Genomic DNA, 20,245 nt, shown 5'->3' on the forward strand with positions numbered 1-20,245 from the left:
GGATCAACGGCGCCGCGATCTCCCACAGATCATCCGGCGCCCAGGTACGGATCATGGCCTCGTCCACGGAAGCAGATCATGCCCGAGCTGAACGATCATCCAAATGAGACGCGCCCTTAGCCCCGGCAAAGCGCGCGAAATCGCTCAAGCCTGCCGGGCCGCGGAGGTCGGCGTTGCGGTCTTCGTAAACCCGCTGACGAAACATCAACGAGTTGTCCTCGGCGACACGTTCGGGTGCATCGTGATCAGCGGCGAGGACCTTTTCGCCCCCGGCCGGTGAAGGCCCGACATACCGCGATCCGCGCTACGCGGCGTGGCGGCCTCTGGTTCCCGCCCGTAGACGACGTTGTCGCCACACCAGATGATTGGTCGGCACGCATCCTGGGCCAGCCCGACGGCGTGGTCTCGTTGATTGATGAGCAGGCAGTCCAGATGGAGGTCTTCCATGTCGACACTGCTGTGGCCCGCGATCATATCGAGCGTGTCCGCGCTGCTCGGAGTAGCGATGGGTGGCTTCCTAACCGCACGGGTGCAGAAGCGGCAGTGGGCTCGGGGCCAGCAGATCGAGGCGTGCGCGGCGATCGTGGTCGAGTCGACGCGCGTTCAGCTGTCACTGCGTGGGCAGTGGAAGCACGACCAGCGTGTCGACTGGATGCCATGGAATGAAGCCCTCGCGAAGATCAGCCTGGTCGCCGACCGAGCGGTCGTCGAGGCCGCGGGCGAGGTAGATGCGGTGTTCTGGCAGCACAGTGACCGCATCGGCCGCGGCGAAATCGCCGATGAGGCCGCGTGGTTCGTGGCGACGGAGCTGATGGAGGCCGCGCGGTTGGCGTTCGTCAATATAGCGAAACGTCACGTTTTGGGCTCAGCGGACCGGCTCGACCGGCTGCCGGTACGCCGGCCAAGCGGCTACATGCCGGGCGTCGGCGGCACTGCGCCCAGCCCGTCCGACCTGCCGTGACCTTGTTCCACCGCGCCGCCTGCCGACCCTGTCGCCCACAGCGGCATCTGCACATCCGCCGAGCGAGCGCACCGGCTTTGCAGTGCATCACCGTCCGTACGCCGAGCCGCCGGTTCACCGCGTCTGGAGACGCACGCACGTGCCGAGAACAGTGCGTGTCGCTGTCGCATGCGGAGGCGCAACCGAACTCTGCGCGCGGCGTGCGTCGGGGGCGGTTCAAGGTGGCGGGCGAGAGCGTTACCGTGCCCGGTGTCCCGAAGGTGCGCTCAGCCATCGCTCCGCCCGGCGGCGTTTGTCGTCGTCGCCGGACTCCCTCGCTGCCGTCAGCAGGCGTACCCGCAGCTCTGCCGGGACTTTGGCGATATCCCTCGCCTGGTGTTTGCGAGTCTTCCAGCCGCACAGGTGCCGCACGGCGCCGGCGTCGATGTGAGCGTCCGTGGGGTAAGCCTGCAGGGCTTGGACGAGGTGGGCGATCGGCGTTTCGGCGAGCGCTGGTTCCGGCAGTCCTTCGTGTACTGGGAAGCCGGAACAGCGTCCCGTTCCGGAGCCATACCAGGCAAGCATGACGCCAGCCCGTTCGACCGGATCCGGAATCGCTTCTTCAAGGCGCTGGGCGACCAGCCGGTGTATCCCCTCGGGAAGTAGTCCGTCGGTGCTGCCGGCGTCCACTGCCACATCTAGGAGGTCACGTACTGAGGCGGGTGCAGCGGCCCTCCACCGCTGCTCCGCGAGCCGCTGCTCGTGGCGTTCCCATTGCCGCTGTTCCTCCTGCACCAACGGACCTTCGACCCCCTGCTCAGCGAGCCAGCGCAGCACCGCGCCGCCATCGCGCAGCATGGCGTCGCCGTCCCAGCCAGACCAGCGCAGGTAGTTGGCGTGATGAAATCCCACGGCCGCGGTCAGCCGCCCGCTGCGGTCGAAGAACTCGAAGGCGAGATCGCCGTGACACATGCAGTACCCGTCGGTCGTCTGCTCGACGGCCAAGGCCTGGATTAGCTGGCGAACTGCCGCCGGCTCAGCCACCTCCAGCAGCACATCCTCGCCCAGCACCCGGACACCGGACACCCCGCCATCGGTCACCCGAACTCGCGCGGCGCTGCGCAGCACCTCGTCGAGGGCGGCTTCCGAAGTCACCCCGTTATTCTGCGGTCGCAGCGCCCTGTTGACGAGACCCGCCCCTCGCGACGTCCTCTTCTAGTCTAGAGCCGCTGATCGGGCGTTGGTCGTGCCGGACGTGATGCACGGTCATGCCGACGAGCGGACTTTGGACAGCCTCAAACATCGCGACCATGGTCCAGCTCAACACCACGCTGCGAATCGCTGGCGGATTCACGCAAACCAGATGATCGCCTGCTCGTGTGGGGCGGTCCAGGCCAGCGGCATCCCGTCCAGGGCGAGTACGTTGTGCAACGCGACGCCTGGCGGCTCCGGCAGCGAATCGTAGGGCAGCACGTCCGCGTCACGATGCGGTCTGAGAAGGTGTGTCCATGACGGCGCAGGCAGCGCTCAGGGCGGCGCTACGTGACGTGGTCGCGCCTACAGCAAGGGCCGAGGGGTTCAAGGGGTCTGCGCCCACCTGGCGAATGACCAACGCTCTAGGTGACTGGGCTGTGGTCAACGTGCAGTCGTCCGCATACAGCACCTCGGAGTCGCTCCGGTGCGTCATCAATCTCGCTGTTGCGCCCGCGCCATGGCTCGCTTGGCAGCAGCAATCTCTCGGGTCACTCCCCAAAGCAATCAACGAATCGCTGGGCTTGTACCGCCACCGACTGCACCCCACCGGCACGCCTCCTGGCACGGACGGCTGGTGGGAGATCAGCGGCGAGAGGGGAGATCCATCGGCGGCGGCAACCGACATGACCGAGCAACTGGCTATCCACGGCTGGCCAACCCTGAAGCGGCTGATGGACCGAGAAGCACTACACGACCAGATCCGCTCCGGAGACCTCGGACGCATGAAAGCCAAGAACTTCGCGGTCTTCTTTGCTCGGGCAGAGGCCCTCATGCTCGCCGAGAATGGCTCCAGCCCACGGCTCGAAGAACTCCTGAGCTACGCCACGGCTAACGTCATTCCTGCCCAGCATGACAACGCCGTGAGATTCGCCGAATGGGTGCGGACCCGCGCAGCATGCTCAGGGTGAGGTCCTGGCGACGTCCGCTAATGCCGTCGACCAGGCGCCACGCTCCATGAGCCGGATGGGTCAACGCACTCTCAGACGCAAATCATGGCCAACCCTCCTTCCGCCTGAACCGGTGCGCCACCCACACCGGATGGCCGTCACAGCGACGTGTCGGCGCGCCGGCATCCGCATCTGCCGCCGACCGTGCGTCACGTGGACGACTACGCCGTTGTGGCTCCGGCAAAGGCGGTGTGCTGCTGGTTTGCTGCGGTGTGCCGGACGACCTGGGTACCGGCGGTCGTGGTCGTCACGAGTGCCACGGATGCGGCGACCAGCAGCAGGGTGGTCTCGGCCAGAACGGTGCGCATGTACTCGCCCCCGTTTGCGGTGGCGGACAGGTACTGCACGGCTGCGATCAGGTTGAGGGGTACGGCGACGATCGCGCTCATCCGCCACCACGCCACTGGCTCTGTGGGTGCGACCGGTGGTCCGGTGCGCCGGGCCCGGATGGCCCAGTTGGCGACGCCGGCCCAGGCGGTAAGCAGCGTGAAAAGCAGCAGACAGAACATCGCTGCGGACAGCTCGCGAAGCGGCGCGATGGTGTCGAGCATGTCCAACGTGCCGGACCCGTCGTGGGTCACTACGCCGATCCGGTGCTCGTACGCTGCGAGGGCGACGATGGTGTGGAAGACGTCAACGACCGTGAGGGCGATAAGGGCGGTCACGGCGGTGCGGGCACCGGGCATCTGGCGACGATAGCTGAAGGGGAAACATCGCTTGAGCGCTGATCCTTAGTTCACGGGTCGCCTCGTAGAGTCCACGCTCGCGTGCACGGATCTGCCGCGAAGCGCTCGTCACCGAAGGTGACGTCGGCACCGGTCTGCGACGTCCGGACGTGCCGACGCGGTCGTTCGCTAGCCTCCGGCCCCGTTACGGATGATCGTCGGCGCTGCCCGTGAATCCTCTCCAGCTCCGCCGCCAAGGTCACTGCTTGCGACTGGTGGCAGCGGCCGAACCCGTTGCGGGGTCCGGGGCAGTAGGACCTGACCGCTGTATCCGGGACCCAGGACGATGGCCGCCCCGTTCGTGGGCGGGGCGCCGACGACGCTGCTCTCCACCGCCGGTATCGCAGGAGCGAAATCCGGCCCGCCCAGGTCTCCGGCGTCCGCCGCGTCACCGTCGCCCATGATCACTCCTTCTGTGGGCTCGGCGCGTGCCGGGGCCCGGTCAACCCGCCGGCGCCAGCTCGGCTTCCGGCACACAGCATATCTTGTCTTCCACTATATTAGGTGGATGAGTTCTCGGGCGATGACGGAACCAGCCTTCTTCATCCTCACCGCGCTGCTCGACGCTCCGCGCCACGGCTACGGGATCGTCGCGGAGGTGGCGGAACTGTCGCGGGGCCGCGTCCAGCTGAAGATCGGCTCCTTGTACGGGGTCTTGGACCGACTCGTCGGTGATGGCCTGGTCGAGTTGGACCGCGAGGAGGCATGGCAAGGACGGTTACGCCGGTACTACCGGTTGACCGAGCGGGGTCGCCATGCCCTCGACGCAGAGGCTCAACGGCTGGCCGCCAACGCACGCCTCGCCTCGACCCGGTTGCGCGAGCGGCGGAACCCGATCACGGGGACGCCGTCGTGAGCCGGCTGGAGGAGCGCTACCGGTTCGTTCTTCGGCTGCTGCCCGCCGCCTACCGGCAGGAATGGGAAGACGACATGGTCGCCGCATTTCTGGACAGCATGGACACCGGCGACTCCGAGACCACCGCGTATGTCACGGACTATGGCCGGCCGAGCCTGTCGGAGGTCGCCAGCATCGTGTCCCTCGCCGTTCGTTTGCGTCTCGGCGGGGCTGACGCGCCACCCCGCTCTTTCGCCTGGGGGCAGGCCGTGCGACTGGCGACCCTGATGGCGATGCTGGCCCACGCCGTCATGGTCACCGCCAGCATCGCCGTCACACTGTGGCTCTCCGGGAAGATCGCCTGGTTGCCGGCTCCTGCACTGGAATCGCCACTCAGCCCGCCGTCGAACATCTGGCACACCGCGTGGAATCTCGCCGGCTACGCCTGGTTACCGGCCTACATCGCGCTTGTCCTCGGACACCGGCGCGTGGCCCAAGCGGTCGCCCTGCTCGCCATCGTGCCTCCGGCCATCACCGCCGCCGTGGAACAAGCCACCGGTGACGTACCGCTGTCCGTGTCGCCCTGGGCGATGCGGCTCATCGACGTCGTCCTGCTACTCGCGATGGCGGCCTTTCACCACGGCGCCCCACCGGTGCCGCGCCGCCCTTGGCTCCTCGCGCTGCCGATCGGCATCCTCCTCGTCCCCGTGCCGCTGTTCACCATCCAGGCGACCACACCGGCGCTGAGGCTCCTGGACTGGCCAGGCCTGTCCTGCGCGGCGGTCACTTCCGCCATGGTGATCCACCTCGCCGTTCGAGTATCCCGTCGTCCGTCTCGCACGCTGCCATGGTCACTGGCGCTCACCCTGCTCGCCGTAACCACGCTCGCCCAGCGAACCGCAACCCTGCCCGACTACAGCGACCAGGCACAGCGCACAACACTCGCCACGATCGCTTCCGTGCAGGTCATCGCCGTCCTAGCGGTAGGCGTACCGGTCGCCGTACTAGCCATCCGGGCCCTGCGCCGACTCCCATCGATCCCCACCGTCGCCCCAAGACCCACCACACCGAGGTAGGAACTCGCCCAACCTCAGCACCACCGGCCCGAGACGCAAGCCCCATCGGCCGCGCAGACCACAACGGAACGCACTGTCATGCCGCGCACCGTGAGCTAGGCATGCCTGTGGCGTCACGGCATCGGCCTGCCTGACCATTGATCGCTGTGCCGAGCCCAGGTCGTGCGGCGTCGCGTCAGCGGACCGCTTGCTTGCCGACGGTGCAGGCTCGGATCGCGATGGTGACCTGGCTGCCCGCGGAGGGATCGATGACGCAGTGCAGCCCGAGGTCTCTGATGCGGCCGTCGCGTGCGTTCCTCTCGCGGGCACCGGCGTCACCAAGATTGAGCCGAGCGAGTCGATCGTGGCCTTCCAGAGGTTCGGCCAGGCGCGGCGGGGCCCGACCACGAACGCAAGCTGGAGGGTGATACCGCCATCGGGAAATGGTTGAGCGGCGCTGATCTGGTCGCGGATCTGCCGCTTGTAGGCGGTGGTACTGGCCGACGCAGTCGCTCCGCCCTCGGCCCGCAACAGCAAGACGACCCGCCGGAAGTGACGGCGCCACCTGCGGACCGCGCAGAATCAACAGGATTCATCTGCCGACGAAGCGAACGGTCTCGCAAGCCCTCAGCGATTGTCTCCAGCAGGGACAGTTCCCTTCCGGTGGAGGCATCGGGTCGTGGCGTGACCAACGGTCTCCGCAACCCCGCCGAGAACCGCGACGTCTGTGACCAACACCGGCGGCGGGCTGGAGGCGGCGGAGGATGGCATGAGGGAGTGGCAAAGATCGCACCAGCCATACATCGATTTCATTGTCATGCCGTTGTCGGCCACTACGATCGATACAGTGTCGCGTTACAGACTGTCACCCCGCGGATCGACGCCGCCGCGCCTCCGCACGGCCTTGAACGGCACCTCGCCTCTCGGCACGTCCACTGTGGGGCAGGTCCTCGAAGCTCCCGCCGAGCTGCCGCCGCTGCGGGGGCGTGACCACGAGCTCACCGCGGTGGCCGAATTCCTCGACGCCCTCTCGATGCGCCACGGTGCGGCCGTGCTCGCCGAGGGCGAGGCCGGGATCGGGCGCAGCGCGCTGCTGGCACGTGCGGCGGAGCTGGCGACCTCGCGGGGATACGCCGTGGCACGGGTGGCGGCGGACGTGCTCGAACAGCGCATCCCGCTGGGTGCCGCGCGGCAGGTGTTCCAGACGCTCGATCGTGACCGGTCCGACTCGTGGCCCGGTGGCGGGTCGCTCGGCGTCGGCGGGCTGTACGAGTTCTTCGACCGGTGGTGGGCGGTGGTGGCCCGCACGACGTCCCACACGCCGCTGCTGATCGTGGTGGATGACCTGCACTGGTCCGACGATCTCTCGCTGCGGTGGCTGGCCTACCTGCTGCGCCGGTGCCAGTCGACGGCGGTCGGGGTGCTCGCGGCGGTGCCCGCCGGGGAACGCGCGGGGAGACCCCTGTTGGCCGAGGTGACCGGGCGGCTGCGTCGTCTCCCGCTGGCCGGTCTCGACCGCGGGGCCATCGCCCGGGTCGCGCGCGAGGCGTTGGCCACCGAACCCGACGAGGAATTCGTGGCCGTCTGCCAGCACGGCACCGCGGGAAACCCCCGGCTGCTCCACGAACTCCTCACCGAGATCATGGCGCGTGGCGCCCCACCCACGGCGCTGACGGCCCGGCGGATGGGCGAGTTCGCCACACCGGCGATGGCGCACTCCCTGCTCGCCCCGGTGTACCGCGCGGATCCCGCGGCGATCGCGCTGCTGCGCGCCGTCGCCGCGGTGGACGGCTCAGCCGAGCCCGACCTGGCGGCGCGGCTGGCCCGGCTCGACCCGGGACGGGCGGCGCAGGTCGCGGACGGCCTCGTCCGCCGCCGGATCTTTCGCGACGGGCACCCGCTCACCTTCGTCCACCCGCTCCTCGCCACGGCGATCGCCCGGGAGATCGGGCCGGCGAACGCCCGGCGCGCCCACGCCCGCGCCGCGCGGCTGTTGCACCAGGCGGGTCGCGACGACACCGAGGTGGCCGCGCACCTCGTGCGCGCGTCACCGGCCGGTGAGCCCTGGGCCGTGCCGGTGCTGCGGCAGGCGGCGCGCGCCGCGCTCGCTCAGGGGGACGCCACGACGGCGGTCGGGTACCTGCAGCGGGCTGTCCGGGAGCCTCGGGTCGGACAACCCCACGCGGACCTGCTCGCCGAGCTCGGGGCCGCGGAGCTCCTCGTGGACATGCCCACCGGGATGAAGCGGCTCGCGACGGCGCTGGCCGCGGCCGACGACGAGGCCACCCGCGGGCGGGTGGTGTCCGAGCTGGCGAACGGTCTCCTCGCCGACAGGAGGGGCGCGGACACGCTGGAGTTGCTCGACGGGGCCGCCGAGCGGGTCGCCGGTCGCGACCCGGAACTCGCTCGGCGCCTACAGCTCCAGGCGCTCTGTGCCACGGTCTCGGATCTGACCCAGGCGCCGGAGCTGGACCGCCGCCTCGGGACACTGGCGCTCGGTGAAGACTCGGGACCAGCCGTGCGGCGGGCGGTCGCCGCAGCGCGTGCGGTGCAGGAAGGCCGTCTGGGCATCTCGGCCGCGCGTACGGTGGCGCTGGCGCGGCAGGCGCTCGCCGCCGGGCCGCCCGGCTGCTACGACGAGGTCGTCCCCTATTGGGCCGCCGTCGTCTCGCTGACCCGGGCCGAGCACCTCGACGCCGCGCCGGCGTTCTGCGCGGACGCCGACCGAAAGGCGCGCGGGCTGGGCTGGCGGCTCAACGAGGCGCTTGCCGCCGCCGTGCGGGGCCGGGTCTGTCACCTGACGGGTTACCTGGTCGATGCCGAACAGTACGCGCGACGCGCCTTTTCGCTGATGGCCGAGATCGGTGCCGACCCGGACAGGTCGTGGGTGCTGCACGGGTCGATGCTGGTGTACGTCCTCATCGAGCGCGGTCGGTTGGACGAGGCGGAGGCGCTGCTCGGCCGGGGCGGCTTCGCGCCCGGCGCGAACGGCTCGACGTGGCCGCTGGAGCTGCTCGCCGCGCGCGGTCTTCTGCGGCTGACCCGTGACGATCTCCGCGGTGCGCTGGCCGATCTTCACGAGTACGGCAGGGGGCTGGAGAGCGTCGGGGTGCGCAGCGCCGGGTACGAGCCGTGGCGCGCCTGGGCCGCGCTCGCGCACCACCGCCTGGGCGAGGCGGCCGAGGCGCGGTGGCTCGCCGCCGAGCAGCTCGAGCTGAGCCGCCGATGGGGCAGCTCCCGGGCGCTCGGGATCGCCCTGGGGGCGAGCGGAGTGGTGACCGGCGGCGCCGAAGGGATACCCCTGCTGGGGGAGGCGGTGCTGACGCTGGAGGCGTCGCCGGCCCGGCCGGAACTGGCCAAGGCGCTCCTGGACCACGGCATCGCGCTGCGCGACGCGGGGCGGAGATCCGACGCGCACGAGCAGTTCAGCCGCGCTCTCGCCCTCGCCACCAGGTGCGCGGCCGACTCGGCGGCCCGCCGAGCCCGCGCCGAGCTGCGATTCACGGTTCCCGTACCGGGCATCCGCCGCGCGGGTGGGGAGCCATCCTCACGCCCTGACCGGGCGCTGCTGGTGCGCTGCTTCGGCGGCTTCCACTTCGAGCTCTCCGACCGGCGGCTGGACTGGGCGGCGATCCGTCCCCGGGTGCGCACCCTGCTGCGGTTCCTGGGCGTACACGCGCAACGGCCGGTCCACCGGGAGCGCATCCTGGCGGCCCTGTGGCCGGAGTTGCCCACCAAGGCGGGTATCCGCAACCTGCACGTGGGCATTTCCACCCTGCGCACGTTTCTGGAGCCGGGAGTGGGCCGGGCAGCGTCGCGGTTCATCCGCCGCGACGGTGAGTCGTACCTGCTCGTCGTCCCCGACGGGGGCCTCTGTGACGTGTGGGTCTTCGAGGAGTCGGTGACGACGGCGCGTCGGGCCCTGGCCGCGGGCCGCGTGGAGGTGGCGGCGGACGGGCTGCGTGGCGCGCTCGCGCACTACTCGGGTGACCTGCTGCCCGAGGACGGTCCGGCGGAGTGGGTCGTCGTCGAACGCGACCGGTACCGGGTGATGGCCGCCGAGTCGGCGGCGGTGCTCGCCGGGATCGAGCTGGACGCCGGGCGGCACGACGCCGCCGTCGACGCGGCGCGCCGCAGCGTACAACTGGACCGGTTCCGCGACGAGGCCTGGCGTACGCTCGCGTCGGCGTACCGGGACAGCGGCGACGCGGCGGCGGCCGAGCGGACGTGGCGCGCGTACGAGGCCGTGCTGGAGTCGCTCGGCGTCACCGGGGAGGCGGGCAGGGACCCCGACGGCAGGTCGCGCGCTCCGAACCCCTTCCCCCGGACGCTGCACGCTCACGGGCGCCTGAAGAACTCGACCTCGCCGAGGGCCACCCGGCGGCCACGCGCGGCGCCGTAGTCCGCACCGATGGTGAGACGGACGCGGACCACATCGCCGACGACCCAGTGGAACTTCTGCTCCCCGGGCCGGTCCGCCAGGCGCAGCGTCCTGCGCAGCTGACGCCCGTCCTGCGTCCAGGCGGTCAGCTCCAGTTGTGCCGGGCGTGCCTGCGTGAGGAACACCTCCTGTTCGGTGGCGGCGCCGGCATGCACGATCAGGTCGAGCAGCCGGAACGGTGCGGGGAACGTGAGCTCCACGTACTCGCCCGCGGCGGCACCGGTCGTCGCCGGCGCCCAGTACCGGTTGCTCAGCCCGTCGGCGACGGACGCGGCCGGGTGCCCGCGTGCCGAGCTTGAGGCCTGCACCGAGACCGGGTGCACCGGTTGGGGTTTGGCGATCCGGTCGCGTACCGCGTCGGCGGCCTTGCGACCGAGCACGACGGCCCCGTACCCGAGGCCGGCCAGGAGCGCGAGGACGAGCAGCCAGGTGAGCAGCCGGCCGAGCAGGCCCCACCGTCGGCGTCTCGGCAGGCGCCAGCGCCGCCACCACGGCGGCCGGGCAGCCTGCTGCGCGGTGCTGACGAGGCTCGCGCCGCAGCGGCGGCAGAAGCTGCGGCCGCGTGCGTTGCCGATGTCGCAGACCGGGCACAGGAGATCGTCCGGGCCGGCGCCGTCGTCGGCGTGGGTGCGTACGGTCGGTCGGCGCGCGGCCGGGCGCGCCGGTTGCACCGCGCTCGGCTGGTCGGCCGTGGTCGGTTCGTGACCGTTCAGCGGGTCGGGTGGTCCGGCGCGATCCGGCGGTCCCGGGGCTGGTGCCGCTGCCTCGAGCGGCGGGACCGGCGGCGGCGGGGTCCTGGGTGGGGCGGTGACCGCCGGGGCCGTGGCGGGCGGCAGTGCGGAGGTCCCCGCACCGTTCTCCCACGCGAGGAACGTCCCGCAGACGCCACAGAACGCCTCACCGACCGTCACCGGGGAGCCGCATTCGTCGCAGATCCGGGCTGACACGTTCACCCCTCCGCGGGCGTGGAGGCGTCCGTGGCCCCGGCCTCCGCGACGTCGACCGTGTACCGCACGTGCGCCGGCCGGTTGGCGTCGACCAGCTCGCGCAGCCGCGTCAACGGCACCATGTGCTGGTCTTCCGGCCGTACCCGGACGGTCACCTCGGCCTGCGGCGAACCGGGCAGGTCGGCGCCCGGCGTCGGCGACCATGCGATGCCGCCGCTGTCGGTCACCTCGACGGTCACTCCGAACGCCACCCGCACCTGCTCGGTGAGGCCCCGCGGCGTGCCACGCATGCCGTGCAGCCGCACCGCGCGCGCCACCGCCTCGCGGCGGCGCTCGACCGGCCAGTCCTGGTCCACGGTCGCCGCCACCCACCCGGCGAGCCAGTCGACGAAGTCGGTCGGCCCGAGCCGCGGATCGACGTACGCGGCCAGGTTGTCCAGCGTCGCGTAGACCGGGGCGACCACGTCGTCCAGCGCGGCGAGCAGGCGTTGGGCGAACTCGTCGGCGGCGTACATCGCGGGCAGTTGGCGCGCCAGCGGATGCGGTGTGCCCAGTCCCTCGACGGCCCCGCGCATGTGAAACTCCCTTCCGTCAGCGCTCGTGCACGCGGACCTGGTGCTCGTACGAGAACACCAGGGCGTGCCGGTCGAGTTCGATGCGGGCCACCGGGTCGCCGCGGCGCCCGGTCAGCGGGTCGGCGGGGAAGAGCCGGACCTCCTCCACCAGTTCCGCGCCGGGCAGCCGGTGCAGCACCCCGAAGACCTCGCCGGAGTGCACCGGCCGCCCGAACGGCCATCCCGTCCCGTCCGGCCCGCCGCGCAGCGGACTGAGGTACGCGTACAGTGCCTCGAGCGCGTCGGCGTGCAGCCGCTCCGGGGGTGCGTCCGGGCGGGCGACGAGCCGGGCCACCACCGTGACGCCCTGGTAGTAGGGGGGCTCGACGACCAGCCGGGCACCGATCGCGCGGCGCTGGTCGAGATGCCCGGCGATGCCGGCGAGCATGTCGTCCGGCGGGATCAGCTGCTCGAAGCGGAGCCGTTCGTCCGCGTCTGCCGTCGCCTCGGGCACGACGAGCACGCGTACCCCGCCGGCCTCGGCGCCGTCACCGGCCGGCAGGCACCGGATGCGGGCGGCCGCGGGACACGCCTGGTGCGCGAGGGACTCGTAGTCGCGCGCGGTGACCGCACGGTTCTGCGCGCGCAACTGCACCGGCCCTCGCAGCTTCGCGCTCTCGACCGTCTCGCCGTCGACTCCGCCGGCGGCCGCCTCCCGGTTCTCCACCTCCGTCACGTACGGCACGGAGGTGCGCAGCACCGACAGCGCTCCGCGCGCCACGTTGCCCTTGCGGCCGCCCCCCGTGCGGTAGCGCCGCACCCGCAGCCGGGCGCCCTTCGCCGGCACCGACCCGTACCGCAGCAGCGAGCCGTCCGGCTGCCGGACCGCGGGGGCGAAGGAGACCTCGCCGGCCGTGCGGTCCACCACCACGTGGCGGTCGTGGGGACCGGACGGGCCGAACGCGTCGGTCTCGGACCACTCCTGCCAGCCGTCGCCGTCGGAGACCTCGACCACGAACGGCTCGTCGTCGGGGATGACCGGCGTTCGTGCCACGGTGAACCGCTGCCCCGGCACGCCCTCCGACTCGCCCAGCGCCTCGCCGAACACGGTCTCGGCGTGGACGGCGTCGACGGTGCCGCCGACGGTGAACGCGGTGGCCGCCCGCAGGGTGGGCGAGGTGGAGTAGAACGGCTGCCCCGGATCGGCCGGTACGACGCGGCAGCGCAGCCACGCCGCGTGCCGGCCGGCGACGACCGAGGTGGTGTGTGTGGCCGGCACGTGCAGCACCACGTCGCCGGGCTTGTTCAGCCCTCCGGTGTCGTCGCGGTCGACCTCGCAGGCCGTCCAGTCCGCGCCGTTCCACGCCTCCCACACCAGCGGCGGCTGCCGGGGGTCGACGCCGATCCCCTCGACGCGGCTGTCGAGGCTCAGCACCACCGCGCACGACGGCACCGCGGCGGACAGGCCCACGAGCATGGCATCGCCGACCGCCGGCGTGGGGGAGAAGGCGGCGACGTCACGGCCGTCGAGCAGCTCGTCGGTGAGGTCGACCGGCCGGCCGTCCGCCGGATGCGTACGCAGCCGGGTGAGTTCGCACGGCACGATCGTCAGGTCGGCCGAGGTGGCGAAGACGATCGCCTCCTCGGTCTCGGTGCGCACGGTGCCGACCTCCGTGCCGGCCCTCAGCACGACCGGCTGCGTCTGCGGAGCGGACAGCCAGAACGTGACGTCCGCCCGGGCGGCGGTCGGTGGGAACAGGGTGACGCCGATCAGGTCGAGGAACGCCAGGTAGGCCTTGTCCGGTACCCGGTTGAGCCGGTAGAGCAGCTGGTCGACCATGTGGGCGAACGCCTCGATCAGCGTCACCCCCGGGTCGGAGACGTTGTGGTCGCTCCACTCGGGGCAGCGCTGCTGGACGAAGCGCTTGGCCTCGTCGACGAGCTGCTGGAACCGGCGGTCGTCGAGGTTCGGGGCGGGCAGCGGCATCAGGCAGTACTTTCCTCGGCGGGTTCGTCGTGGGTGGGGATGACGTAGAACGGGAAGACCAGGTTGCGCGGGTCGTTGGTGCCGCGGATCACGTAGCGGATGTCGATGTAGAGGGTCCCGGCCTCCTCGGCGTCGAAGTCCACCACCACGTCGCGCACCTCGATGCGCGGCTCCCACCGCTCCAGCGACGCCCGCACCTCGAAGGCGACCTGCCCGGCCGTGTTCTCGTCCGCCGGCGCGAAGACGTACTCGTGGATGCCGCACCCGAACTCCGGCCGCATCGGGCGCTCGCCCGGCGCGGTGCCCAGGATCAGGTGGATCGCCTCGACGATCTCGCGCTCGCGGGTCACGAGCGCGATGCCGCCGGTGGCGTCGGTGCGCAGCGGGAATCCCCAGCCCGCCCCGATGAACTGTTCGGCCACGGCTAGCCTCCGATGATCACGTTCGGGGCGCCGGTGCTGATGGTCGCCTGACAGGTGACGCGGTCGCCCCGACGGGCCGCGGGGAAGCCGCCGATGAGCACTTTGCCGCTGGTCGGGGGCGGCGTGGCGGGCAGGACGAGGTTGCCCTGCGCCAGGTACAGGTGCAGCTGGCAGACGCTCAGGCTGCCGACCACCGCCGCCGGCTGGCCGGCGATGCGCACGCTCGGTACACCGAGCAGCGGCGAGCCGGCGTTCGCGGGCAGCCCCGGTACGGCCGCGCCGGCCGGCACCCCCAGCGTGCCGTTCGGCGGCCCGGGGGCCAGCGGTGTGCCGAGATGGCTGACGGGGTCGTTGATCCGGGCCGCCTGCGGCATGGCTCCTCCTCTCCTGGCGGACACGTCAGTTGATCCGCACGATCGGTGCCTTGATGTCGACGTCGGCGGTGCCCGACACCGACACCGACCGTCCCGTCAGCGTCAGCGGGCCCCGGCCGGCGTCGAGCGTGATGCCCTGCCCGTTCACCACCACCTCCTGCTTCGCCTCGATCACGACGCTGCCGTCGCTGCGCACGACCACTGACGTGCCCGCCCGGTCGAGGTGGACGACCAGCTTGTCGGCGCCGCTCTGGGTGGTGAGCCGGATGCCCTGGGCCGCCTGCGCCGTGCTGCCGTCGAGCAGTTCCACCCAGTTGCCCCGCCGGGACCGGCGCCCGCGCGAGCCACCCTCGCGGGAGGCCAGCGAGCGCCGGTTGACCGACCCGTCGGCCGGGTTGACCAACGGCAGGTCGTGCGGGCTGGGCTTGTCGACGCCGTTGTAGAGGCCGCCGATCACGTACGGCCGGTCGAGCAGCCCCTGCTCGAAGCCGACCAGCACCTCGTCGCCGACCTCGGGACTGATCACCCCGCCGCCGCCGACCCCGCCGAGCTGCACGGTGCGGACCCAGTCGGTGACGTACTGATCGGAGAGCCACGGGAAGCGCAACTTCACCCAGCCCTGGTCCCGACGCTCCGGGTGCCGGCGGTCCAGTCCGGCCTTCGTGTCGGTCACGATCCCGATCGCCAACCCGGGTACCCGGGTGACCCGCGCCGCCGCCGACGCGCCGGCGGCGAGGCCGTACGACGAGCGGTCCTGCCGCCCGCTGACGGTGAGCCAGGTTTCGTAGAAGCTGGCCGGGCCGAACACGTGCCGGCTGGCGGTCGTGGTGTACTTGCCCGCGAAGGGGGCGCCGACGTCCTGCAGGGTGAGCGGTGTGCCGGCCCGCAGTCGCGGGTTGCCGCGAATCCCCACCTCCAGCTCGGCGAAGGCCGACGTCACGTCGGAGGCGAGCGCGGTGGCGACGGCCTTCACCTCGGCGTCGGTGCGGTACGGCACGTCGGTGACCAGCAGTTCGGCCTCGCCGAACGGCCGCACGACGTCGCGTGGGGTGACCGAGAGCTGCAGCTCGTCACTGGTGGCGGTGACCGCCTGCCCGCGCAGCTCCTTGCGCTGCTGGACGTCCCAGCCGCGGACGGTGACCCGCGACAGCTGCCCGACCGAGGTGACCGTGGAGCGTACGGCCAGCAGGTTCTCGTTCATCTGGACCACGTACGGGCTCTGGCGCGCCGGCGTACCGGCGCCGGGCGCCGTGGCGGCCCGCACCGGCCTTCGGAACGCGAACGTCCCGTCGATCATGACCACCTCGGCGTCGTTGTCGACGGCCAGCATGCGCAGGAACTCCCAGTCCGTCATGTTCGGCTGGGTCACCATCTCGTAGACCGTGGTCGTCGGGTCGATGCGCCCGACCCGCAGTCCGGCCTTCCTGGCCAGCTGGGCCGCGATGTCCGACGCCTTGCTGTTGAAGTAGCTGGCGACCCGGCGGCCCCGCATCAGCCGGTGCGACAGGTCCAGCGCGCGGATCGTGGTGAACGTGCCGGTGCCGTCGAACTCGGTCTCGACCGTGACGACCTCCCCGGTGAACAGCTGCACCGGGGCGGGCTGGTCGCCGGTCCGCGCCGCGGCGGTGAGCTTCGTGCCGATGGTGATGCCCAGTTCCTGCAGCATCCGGCTCTTCTGGTCGCGGTAGCGCAGCGTCGCCGACGCCGGCAGGTTCGTGCTGTCCTCGATCGAGGCGTGCACGAGCCTCGTGTCCCACGCCGGCGGCAGCTCCCGCGGCGCCTTCACGACGAGGTAACTGGTGTAGTTGCCTTCGGACACGGAGCTCTCCTACCCGCGCGCCGGCAGCTCGTCGGTCGCCGGCAGCAGCAGCTCGGTGCCGGCCCGCAGCCGCATCGGGTCGTCGATGTCGTTGGCCTCCGCGATGACCCGCCAGACCGTCGGGTCCCCGTACTCGCGGTGGGCCAGCAGCGCGAGGGAGTCCCCGTCCACCGCCCGGTGCACCCGCCGCGCCGACCGGCTTCCCGACGTCGGGTTCTGGCCGGGCACGTTGCCGCTGATCTCGGTGAGGGTCAGCGAGCACGTCGCGCGCAGCGGCGTGCCGTTGGCGTCGAACAGGGTGTAGGAGGCGTTGACACTGCTGACGTACGCGTAGAAGGACACCGTCTGGAACTGGCCCCAGGCGAACTTCACCCACGGCGGCGACGGCGCCTTCGCCCGGATGCTCGGCGCGGTCGGCACCAGGCACGTCAACAGCTCGTCGACCCGTTGCTGCACGGTACGGGCGTGGGTGTCGGTCACGTCCAGGAACACCTCCAGGCTCAGCGTGCGGGGCCCGGAGCCGGTGAACTCCGGAATGCCGACCTTCTCCGCGCCGCGCACGATGTGCGTGATCCAGCTCGCCGACTTGGTGAGGGTCAGCTGGTTGGGGTTGAACATGAACGTGATCGGGCCGCCCAGCGCGCCGCCGGGCCGGCCGCGACCGTCGGTGGGCGGCTGGTAGCGCCGGAGGAACGCGGCGACCTTGCCGGATGCAGCGGTCACGCGCCAACCTCCAGGAAACCGTGGTACGCCAGCTCGATGGTCTCGGTCGCGACCTCGGAGCGGCTCGGGTCGAACGACGGCCCTTCCCAGCTCGCCAGCACCACGTCGGCCAACGCCCACTGCACCAGTACCGCCTTGTCCGGTCGCAGCGCGGCGATCTGGGCGGTGCCCCGTTTGACGCCGCGGGGCAGTTGGGACAGGAACCGCGCGACCTTGGCGGTGTCCGGGGTGAGCGGCCGGGCCAATCTGACGTTGGAGTACGAGATGCGCGAGGGAAGCTGCCACACGAAGCTGTTGTTGCCGCCCTCGGAGTGCTGCTCGACCTCCACCTGGCAGCCGAGCCCCTGACAACTGTTCCAGTCGCCCAGATCCATCCCGTCGATCCTCAGTCGGAAGTGGACGCTCGTACCGGGGTCGACCGTTGCCATGCTCGTCCTCTCCTTGTGCCACTGTCCTTACCCGTCGCTCGTGCCGGCCGGATCGGGCCGGCACGAGCGTGCCGGCGGCCCTTCACCGACCACCGTCCAGGAGCCGGCCGGTCCGTTCCCGGCCGAGCCGCAGCTCGGCGCGGAGCAGCCGGCCCAGCGGGCCGATCAGCCGGTGCGCCAGCTCGTCGAGGTGGCGGCGGTCGAGTGAGCCGATCAGTTCATCGGCGGCCCTGCCCCCGCCCCGGTGGGGCACGCCGGTGGCGGGCGGCGCGGAAACGCTCCGCTGTACGGGTACCCGGCCGCGCTGGGCGGTCCCGCCCGTGCCCGGCGAGGGGGGCCTCGATGGCGCGGGCGGCGCCGGCGGCGGTCCGCCGGCGCGGGGGGCGGGCGTGCCCGGCGCGGCTGCGGGCTGCCCCGCAGCGGCAGTCGACGCCGGATGGTGCACGGTGGGCAGCGGCCCGGTGGCCGCCGGCCGCTGCCACGTCGGTGCGGCAGCGCGCTGTACGGGTAGCGGTCGAACGGCCCCGACGGTCGGCACCTCGGCGCGCGGGCCGTCGGGGCGGTCCGCGGGCAGCGCCGGCGCGACCGGGGGCCGGCGGCGCGCCGGGGCCTCCGGAACCCGCGCCCCGCCACCACGGCGGCCCCCCGTCGGTGTGCTGCCTGCGCCTCCGTGCCTGCCGGTCGGGTGGAGTTCCGGTGGGAGACGGACCTGCCCGCTGCCGCCGACGGTGGCGGCGCGACCGCGCTCCCCGGACGTCGTCGCGCCCGGCCTGGTCCACCGGACCGGCACCGCGCCGGTCCCGGCCGCGGAAACCCCGGCGGGCGCAGTCGGCGCGGCGACCGCCGTGGGCGCCGGGTGCAGCGGCCGGGCGGCGAGCGTCTGTACGACGTGAACCGCCCGGCGGAAGGAGCCGGTGGGCGACCCACCCGGCGGGACCGGCCCGGCATCGCCGGTCGATAACGCGGGTACCGAGCCGGTGACCCATGGCAGGGCGGATCCGGTCGCGGGGGTCGATCGGGTGCCGGCGTGCGGGGCAGCCGCACCCACCGTCTGCCGCAGCGGTGCACGCGCGACGGGCACCGCGGCGGAGCCGGCGACGGGCGCGACGGGGGCCGAAGCGGCGGAGGCCACGGCAGGCCGTGGCCGTCCCGTGCGGGATGCGTCGGTGTGCCACGGGCTGGTGCCGTCGGCCGGTACTCCCGCAGGCCGTGGCGTGACGCGGGTGACCGGCGGGGCCGGGTCGGGCGGGAAGGGCAGCCGTTGCACGGCGGGCACGGATGGTGCGGAGGCGTGGAGAGGAACCGGCCGCCCAGCACGGCCGGGCGCGCCCGACGGCGGAGACGGCGGGGCGGCAGCGGCCGGGGGCGCAACGCCGACGGTCCCGGTGTCCGCGCGCGAGGTGGTGTCCGCGTCGGCGGCGGTGGCCGGGACCGTGGGTGCGATGCGGGCCACCGTGCCGACATGGGCCGATGGAGCGTGGAAGCTGTCACGAGCGGCGTGCGGCTCGTCCGGTTGCGCGCGCCGCGGTTGGCCGGCCTGAATGACCGCGCGCTGTACGACAGGCGCACCGCTCGCGTCGGCGGTGGGTCCGGCTGCTCCGCCCGCAGCAGGCGCGACCGGTCCGAAGTGCGGCCCCGGCAGGAGGGGCGCGATGGCCGGCGTGGAGGGCACGTCCGGGCCGTCGTGGGCGGCTGGCCCGTCCGCCGTCCGGCGCGAGGTCGCGGCGCTGTCTGACATCCCGGCCCCCGGCGCTGCCCCGCCGGACCCGGCCGGTCTGCCGGCTGTCCCGGCCGGTGGAGACCCGGACTCCGGCGGTGTGCGGCCTGTCCCGGCCGGTCTGCGGACTGTCTCGGCCGGGCGCCCCGACTCGGCCGGTGTGCGGCCCGTCCCGGACGTTGTGGGGCCTGTTCCGGGCGTTGTGGGGCCGGGCTGGGCCTTTGTGGGGCCCGTCCCGACCGCTGTGCGGCCCGTTCCGGACGTCGTGGGGCCGGGTTGGGCCGTTGTGGGGCCGGGTTGGGTCGGTGTGCGACCCGACCCGGACGGCGGGCGGGACGACCGCGCCCCCCACGATCCCGTCGCGCCGGTCCTGGGCGCCGGAGAAGCCGTTGCGGCGGTCGTTGTGGACGCGCGCTGGGCGGGCGTCGGGGGAGTGGCGGGGTGCAGGGGCGGCGCCGACACAACCCCTGGAACACCCGTCCGGGCGTTCCCGCGCGCGGTGGAGGGCAGGGCCGGCAGGGGGTCGCCGAGCCCGGTTCGGCCAGGGGCACGGGGCGAAGGCTTCGCCGGTGCGGGCGGTCTGGCCGCCGCCGGCGTCGCTTGTCCCGACGGGACCGGCCGGGGCGGCGGTGGTGCCGCCGGGGATGCGGGCTGTGCCGCTCGGGGCGCGGGCACCGGTCGGGGCGGCGCGGCGCCGGTGGAGGTGTCCTGCGCGGCGCTCGCGGCGGCGTCCTGCGACGCCACCAGGGCACGGTGCGCCAGGGTGGGTCGCTGCGGCCCATCGGAGGTGCCCGGCCGATCGGAGGCACCCGCCGGTGGCGCCGTCGACGGATGCCGCGCGGGCAGCGAGAAATCGGGACCGGAAGCGTTCCCGACCGGCGGAGCCGATTGGGCCGGTGACGGGGATGCCGCCGCCGGTGGCGATTGAGCCGGTGACGGCGATGGAGTCGCCGGGGCCGGCGGGGGGACCGGGGCGCGCCGTGAGGTCGTTCCGCCCCCCGCCCGCTGGACCGCGGGCAGCCGCCGGGTGGACCGTACCGCCGGCGCCGTGGTCAGGGCGCGGTGACGCCCTGCGAC

16 protein-coding genes and 1 pseudogene are annotated in these 20,245 nt (G+C 72.6%); 6 read left to right on the forward strand and 11 right to left on the reverse strand.

Annotated elements, in window-relative coordinates:
- Window positions 1–445: 445 nt before the first annotated feature.
- A complete protein-coding gene (locus M2302_RS28705) occupies window positions 446–961 on the forward strand; it encodes a hypothetical protein (protein WP_280840947.1) in 516 nt (171 codons plus the stop codon).
- Window positions 962–1,198: 237 nt separating this feature from the next.
- Here the strand turns inward: M2302_RS28705 and M2302_RS28710 are convergent, their stop codons facing one another.
- Window positions 1,199–2,095, reverse strand: a complete 897-nt coding sequence (locus tag M2302_RS28710; protein WP_280840948.1) for a hypothetical protein — start codon at window positions 2,093–2,095, stop codon at window positions 1,199–1,201.
- A 195-nt stretch (window positions 2,096–2,290) separates the two neighbouring features.
- Window positions 2,291–2,413: pseudogene (locus tag M2302_RS28715) on the reverse strand (DUF2332 domain-containing protein); the annotation flags it as partial.
- A 35-nt stretch (window positions 2,414–2,448) separates the two neighbouring features.
- Between M2302_RS28715 and M2302_RS28720 the strand changes: the two are divergent.
- The gene (locus M2302_RS28720; protein WP_280840949.1) at window positions 2,449–3,102 is read left to right on the forward strand and encodes a DUF4304 domain-containing protein; all 654 of its coding nucleotides are present in this window, start codon (window positions 2,449–2,451) and stop codon (window positions 3,100–3,102) included.
- Between the two features lie 200 nt (window positions 3,103–3,302).
- Here M2302_RS28720 and M2302_RS28725 read toward each other — a convergent pair whose 3' ends face one another.
- The gene (locus tag M2302_RS28725) at window positions 3,303–3,827 is read right to left on the reverse strand and encodes a hypothetical protein (RefSeq protein ID WP_280840950.1); all 525 of its coding nucleotides are present in this window, start codon (window positions 3,825–3,827) and stop codon (window positions 3,303–3,305) included.
- A 562-nt stretch (window positions 3,828–4,389) separates the two neighbouring features.
- On the opposite strand from M2302_RS28725, the gene M2302_RS28730 reads away from it, so the two are divergent.
- The 3 genes from M2302_RS28730 (at window position 4,390) to M2302_RS28740 (ending at window position 10,158) form a co-directional block, all read left to right on the forward strand.
- Entirely contained in the window at window positions 4,390–4,722 is a 333-nt protein-coding gene (locus tag M2302_RS28730) for a PadR family transcriptional regulator (protein WP_280840951.1), read from the forward strand.
- Window positions 4,719–5,777 carry a hypothetical protein gene (locus M2302_RS28735; RefSeq protein WP_280840952.1) on the forward strand — a complete coding sequence of 353 codons (1,059 nt, stop codon included), beginning with the start codon at window positions 4,719–4,721 and terminating at the stop codon, window positions 5,775–5,777. The genes M2302_RS28730 and M2302_RS28735 overlap by 4 nt, the downstream gene beginning before the upstream one ends.
- An 826-nt stretch (window positions 5,778–6,603) precedes the next feature.
- Window positions 6,604–10,158, forward strand: a complete 3,555-nt coding sequence (locus M2302_RS28740; RefSeq protein WP_280840953.1) for a BTAD domain-containing putative transcriptional regulator — start codon at window positions 6,604–6,606, stop codon at window positions 10,156–10,158.
- Here M2302_RS28740 and M2302_RS28745 read toward each other — a convergent pair.
- The 8 genes from M2302_RS28745 to M2302_RS28780 form a co-directional block, all read right to left on the reverse strand.
- Window positions 10,095–10,868, reverse strand: coding sequence for a hypothetical protein (locus M2302_RS28745; protein WP_280840954.1), 774 nt, complete (start codon window positions 10,866–10,868; stop codon window positions 10,095–10,097). The two genes, M2302_RS28740 and M2302_RS28745, sit on opposite strands and share 64 nt — an antisense overlap.
- Window positions 10,869–11,146: 278 nt before the next feature.
- Window positions 11,147–11,719: a phage tail protein gene (locus tag M2302_RS28750; protein WP_280840955.1), complete on the reverse strand. Its 573-nt coding sequence runs from the start codon at window positions 11,717–11,719 to the stop codon at window positions 11,147–11,149.
- 16 nt (window positions 11,720–11,735) lie between these two features.
- Window positions 11,736–13,685 (reverse strand): putative baseplate assembly protein, encoded by a 1,950-nt coding sequence (locus M2302_RS28755; protein WP_280840956.1) that lies wholly within the window; start codon window positions 13,683–13,685, stop codon window positions 11,736–11,738.
- Window positions 13,685–14,107 carry a GPW/gp25 family protein gene (locus M2302_RS28760; RefSeq protein ID WP_210777623.1) on the reverse strand — a complete coding sequence of 141 codons (423 nt, stop codon included), beginning with the start codon at window positions 14,105–14,107 and terminating at the stop codon, window positions 13,685–13,687. The genes M2302_RS28755 and M2302_RS28760 overlap by 1 nt, the downstream gene beginning before the upstream one ends.
- A gap of 2 nt (window positions 14,108–14,109) precedes the next feature.
- Window positions 14,110–14,481 carry a PAAR domain-containing protein gene (locus M2302_RS28765; RefSeq protein WP_280840957.1) on the reverse strand — a complete coding sequence of 124 codons (372 nt, stop codon included), beginning with the start codon at window positions 14,479–14,481 and terminating at the stop codon, window positions 14,110–14,112.
- Between the two features lie 25 nt (window positions 14,482–14,506).
- On the reverse strand, window positions 14,507–16,300 hold the full coding sequence (locus M2302_RS28770) for a VgrG-related protein (protein WP_280840958.1): 1,794 nt from the start codon (window positions 16,298–16,300) through the stop codon (window positions 14,507–14,509).
- Window positions 16,301–16,309: 9 nt separating this feature from the next.
- Window positions 16,310–17,023 carry a peptidase M23 gene (locus M2302_RS28775; protein WP_280840959.1) on the reverse strand — a complete coding sequence of 238 codons (714 nt, stop codon included), beginning with the start codon at window positions 17,021–17,023 and terminating at the stop codon, window positions 16,310–16,312.
- Window positions 17,020–17,451 carry a phage tail protein gene (locus M2302_RS28780; protein WP_210777627.1) on the reverse strand — a complete coding sequence of 144 codons (432 nt, stop codon included), beginning with the start codon at window positions 17,449–17,451 and terminating at the stop codon, window positions 17,020–17,022. Before M2302_RS28780 ends, M2302_RS28775 begins: the two co-directional genes overlap by 4 nt.
- Window positions 17,452–17,491: 40 nt before the next feature.
- On the opposite strand from M2302_RS28780, the gene M2302_RS28785 reads away from it, so the two are divergent.
- A complete protein-coding gene (locus M2302_RS28785; protein ID WP_280840960.1) occupies window positions 17,492–17,659 on the forward strand; it encodes a hypothetical protein in 168 nt (55 codons plus the stop codon).
- Window positions 17,660–20,245: the final 2,586 nt, after the last annotated feature.

Origin of the sequence: Micromonospora sp. A200 (genome assembly GCF_029893845.1) — a bacterium.
Lineage (GTDB): Bacteria > Actinomycetota > Actinomycetes > Mycobacteriales > Micromonosporaceae > Micromonospora > Micromonospora purpureochromogenes.

Coding starts and splice junctions, on each gene's coding strand:
- M2302_RS28705 (WP_280840947.1), top strand. CDS start 446: ATGTCGACACTGCTGTGGCCCGCGATCATATCGAGCGTGTCCGCGCTG.
- M2302_RS28720 (WP_280840949.1), top strand. CDS start 2,449: ATGACGGCGCAGGCAGCGCTCAGGGCGGCGCTACGTGACGTGGTCGCG.
- M2302_RS28725 (WP_280840950.1), bottom strand. CDS start 3,827: ATGCCCGGTGCCCGCACCGCCGTGACCGCCCTTATCGCCCTCACGGTC.
- M2302_RS28730 (WP_280840951.1), top strand. CDS start 4,390: ATGACGGAACCAGCCTTCTTCATCCTCACCGCGCTGCTCGACGCTCCG.
- M2302_RS28750 (WP_280840955.1), bottom strand. CDS start 11,719: ATGCGCGGGGCCGTCGAGGGACTGGGCACACCGCATCCGCTGGCGCGC.
- M2302_RS28755 (WP_280840956.1), bottom strand. CDS start 13,685: ATGCCGCTGCCCGCCCCGAACCTCGACGACCGCCGGTTCCAGCAGCTC.
- M2302_RS28765 (WP_280840957.1), bottom strand. CDS start 14,481: ATGCCGCAGGCGGCCCGGATCAACGACCCCGTCAGCCATCTCGGCACA.
- M2302_RS28780 (WP_210777627.1), bottom strand. CDS start 17,451: ATGGCAACGGTCGACCCCGGTACGAGCGTCCACTTCCGACTGAGGATC.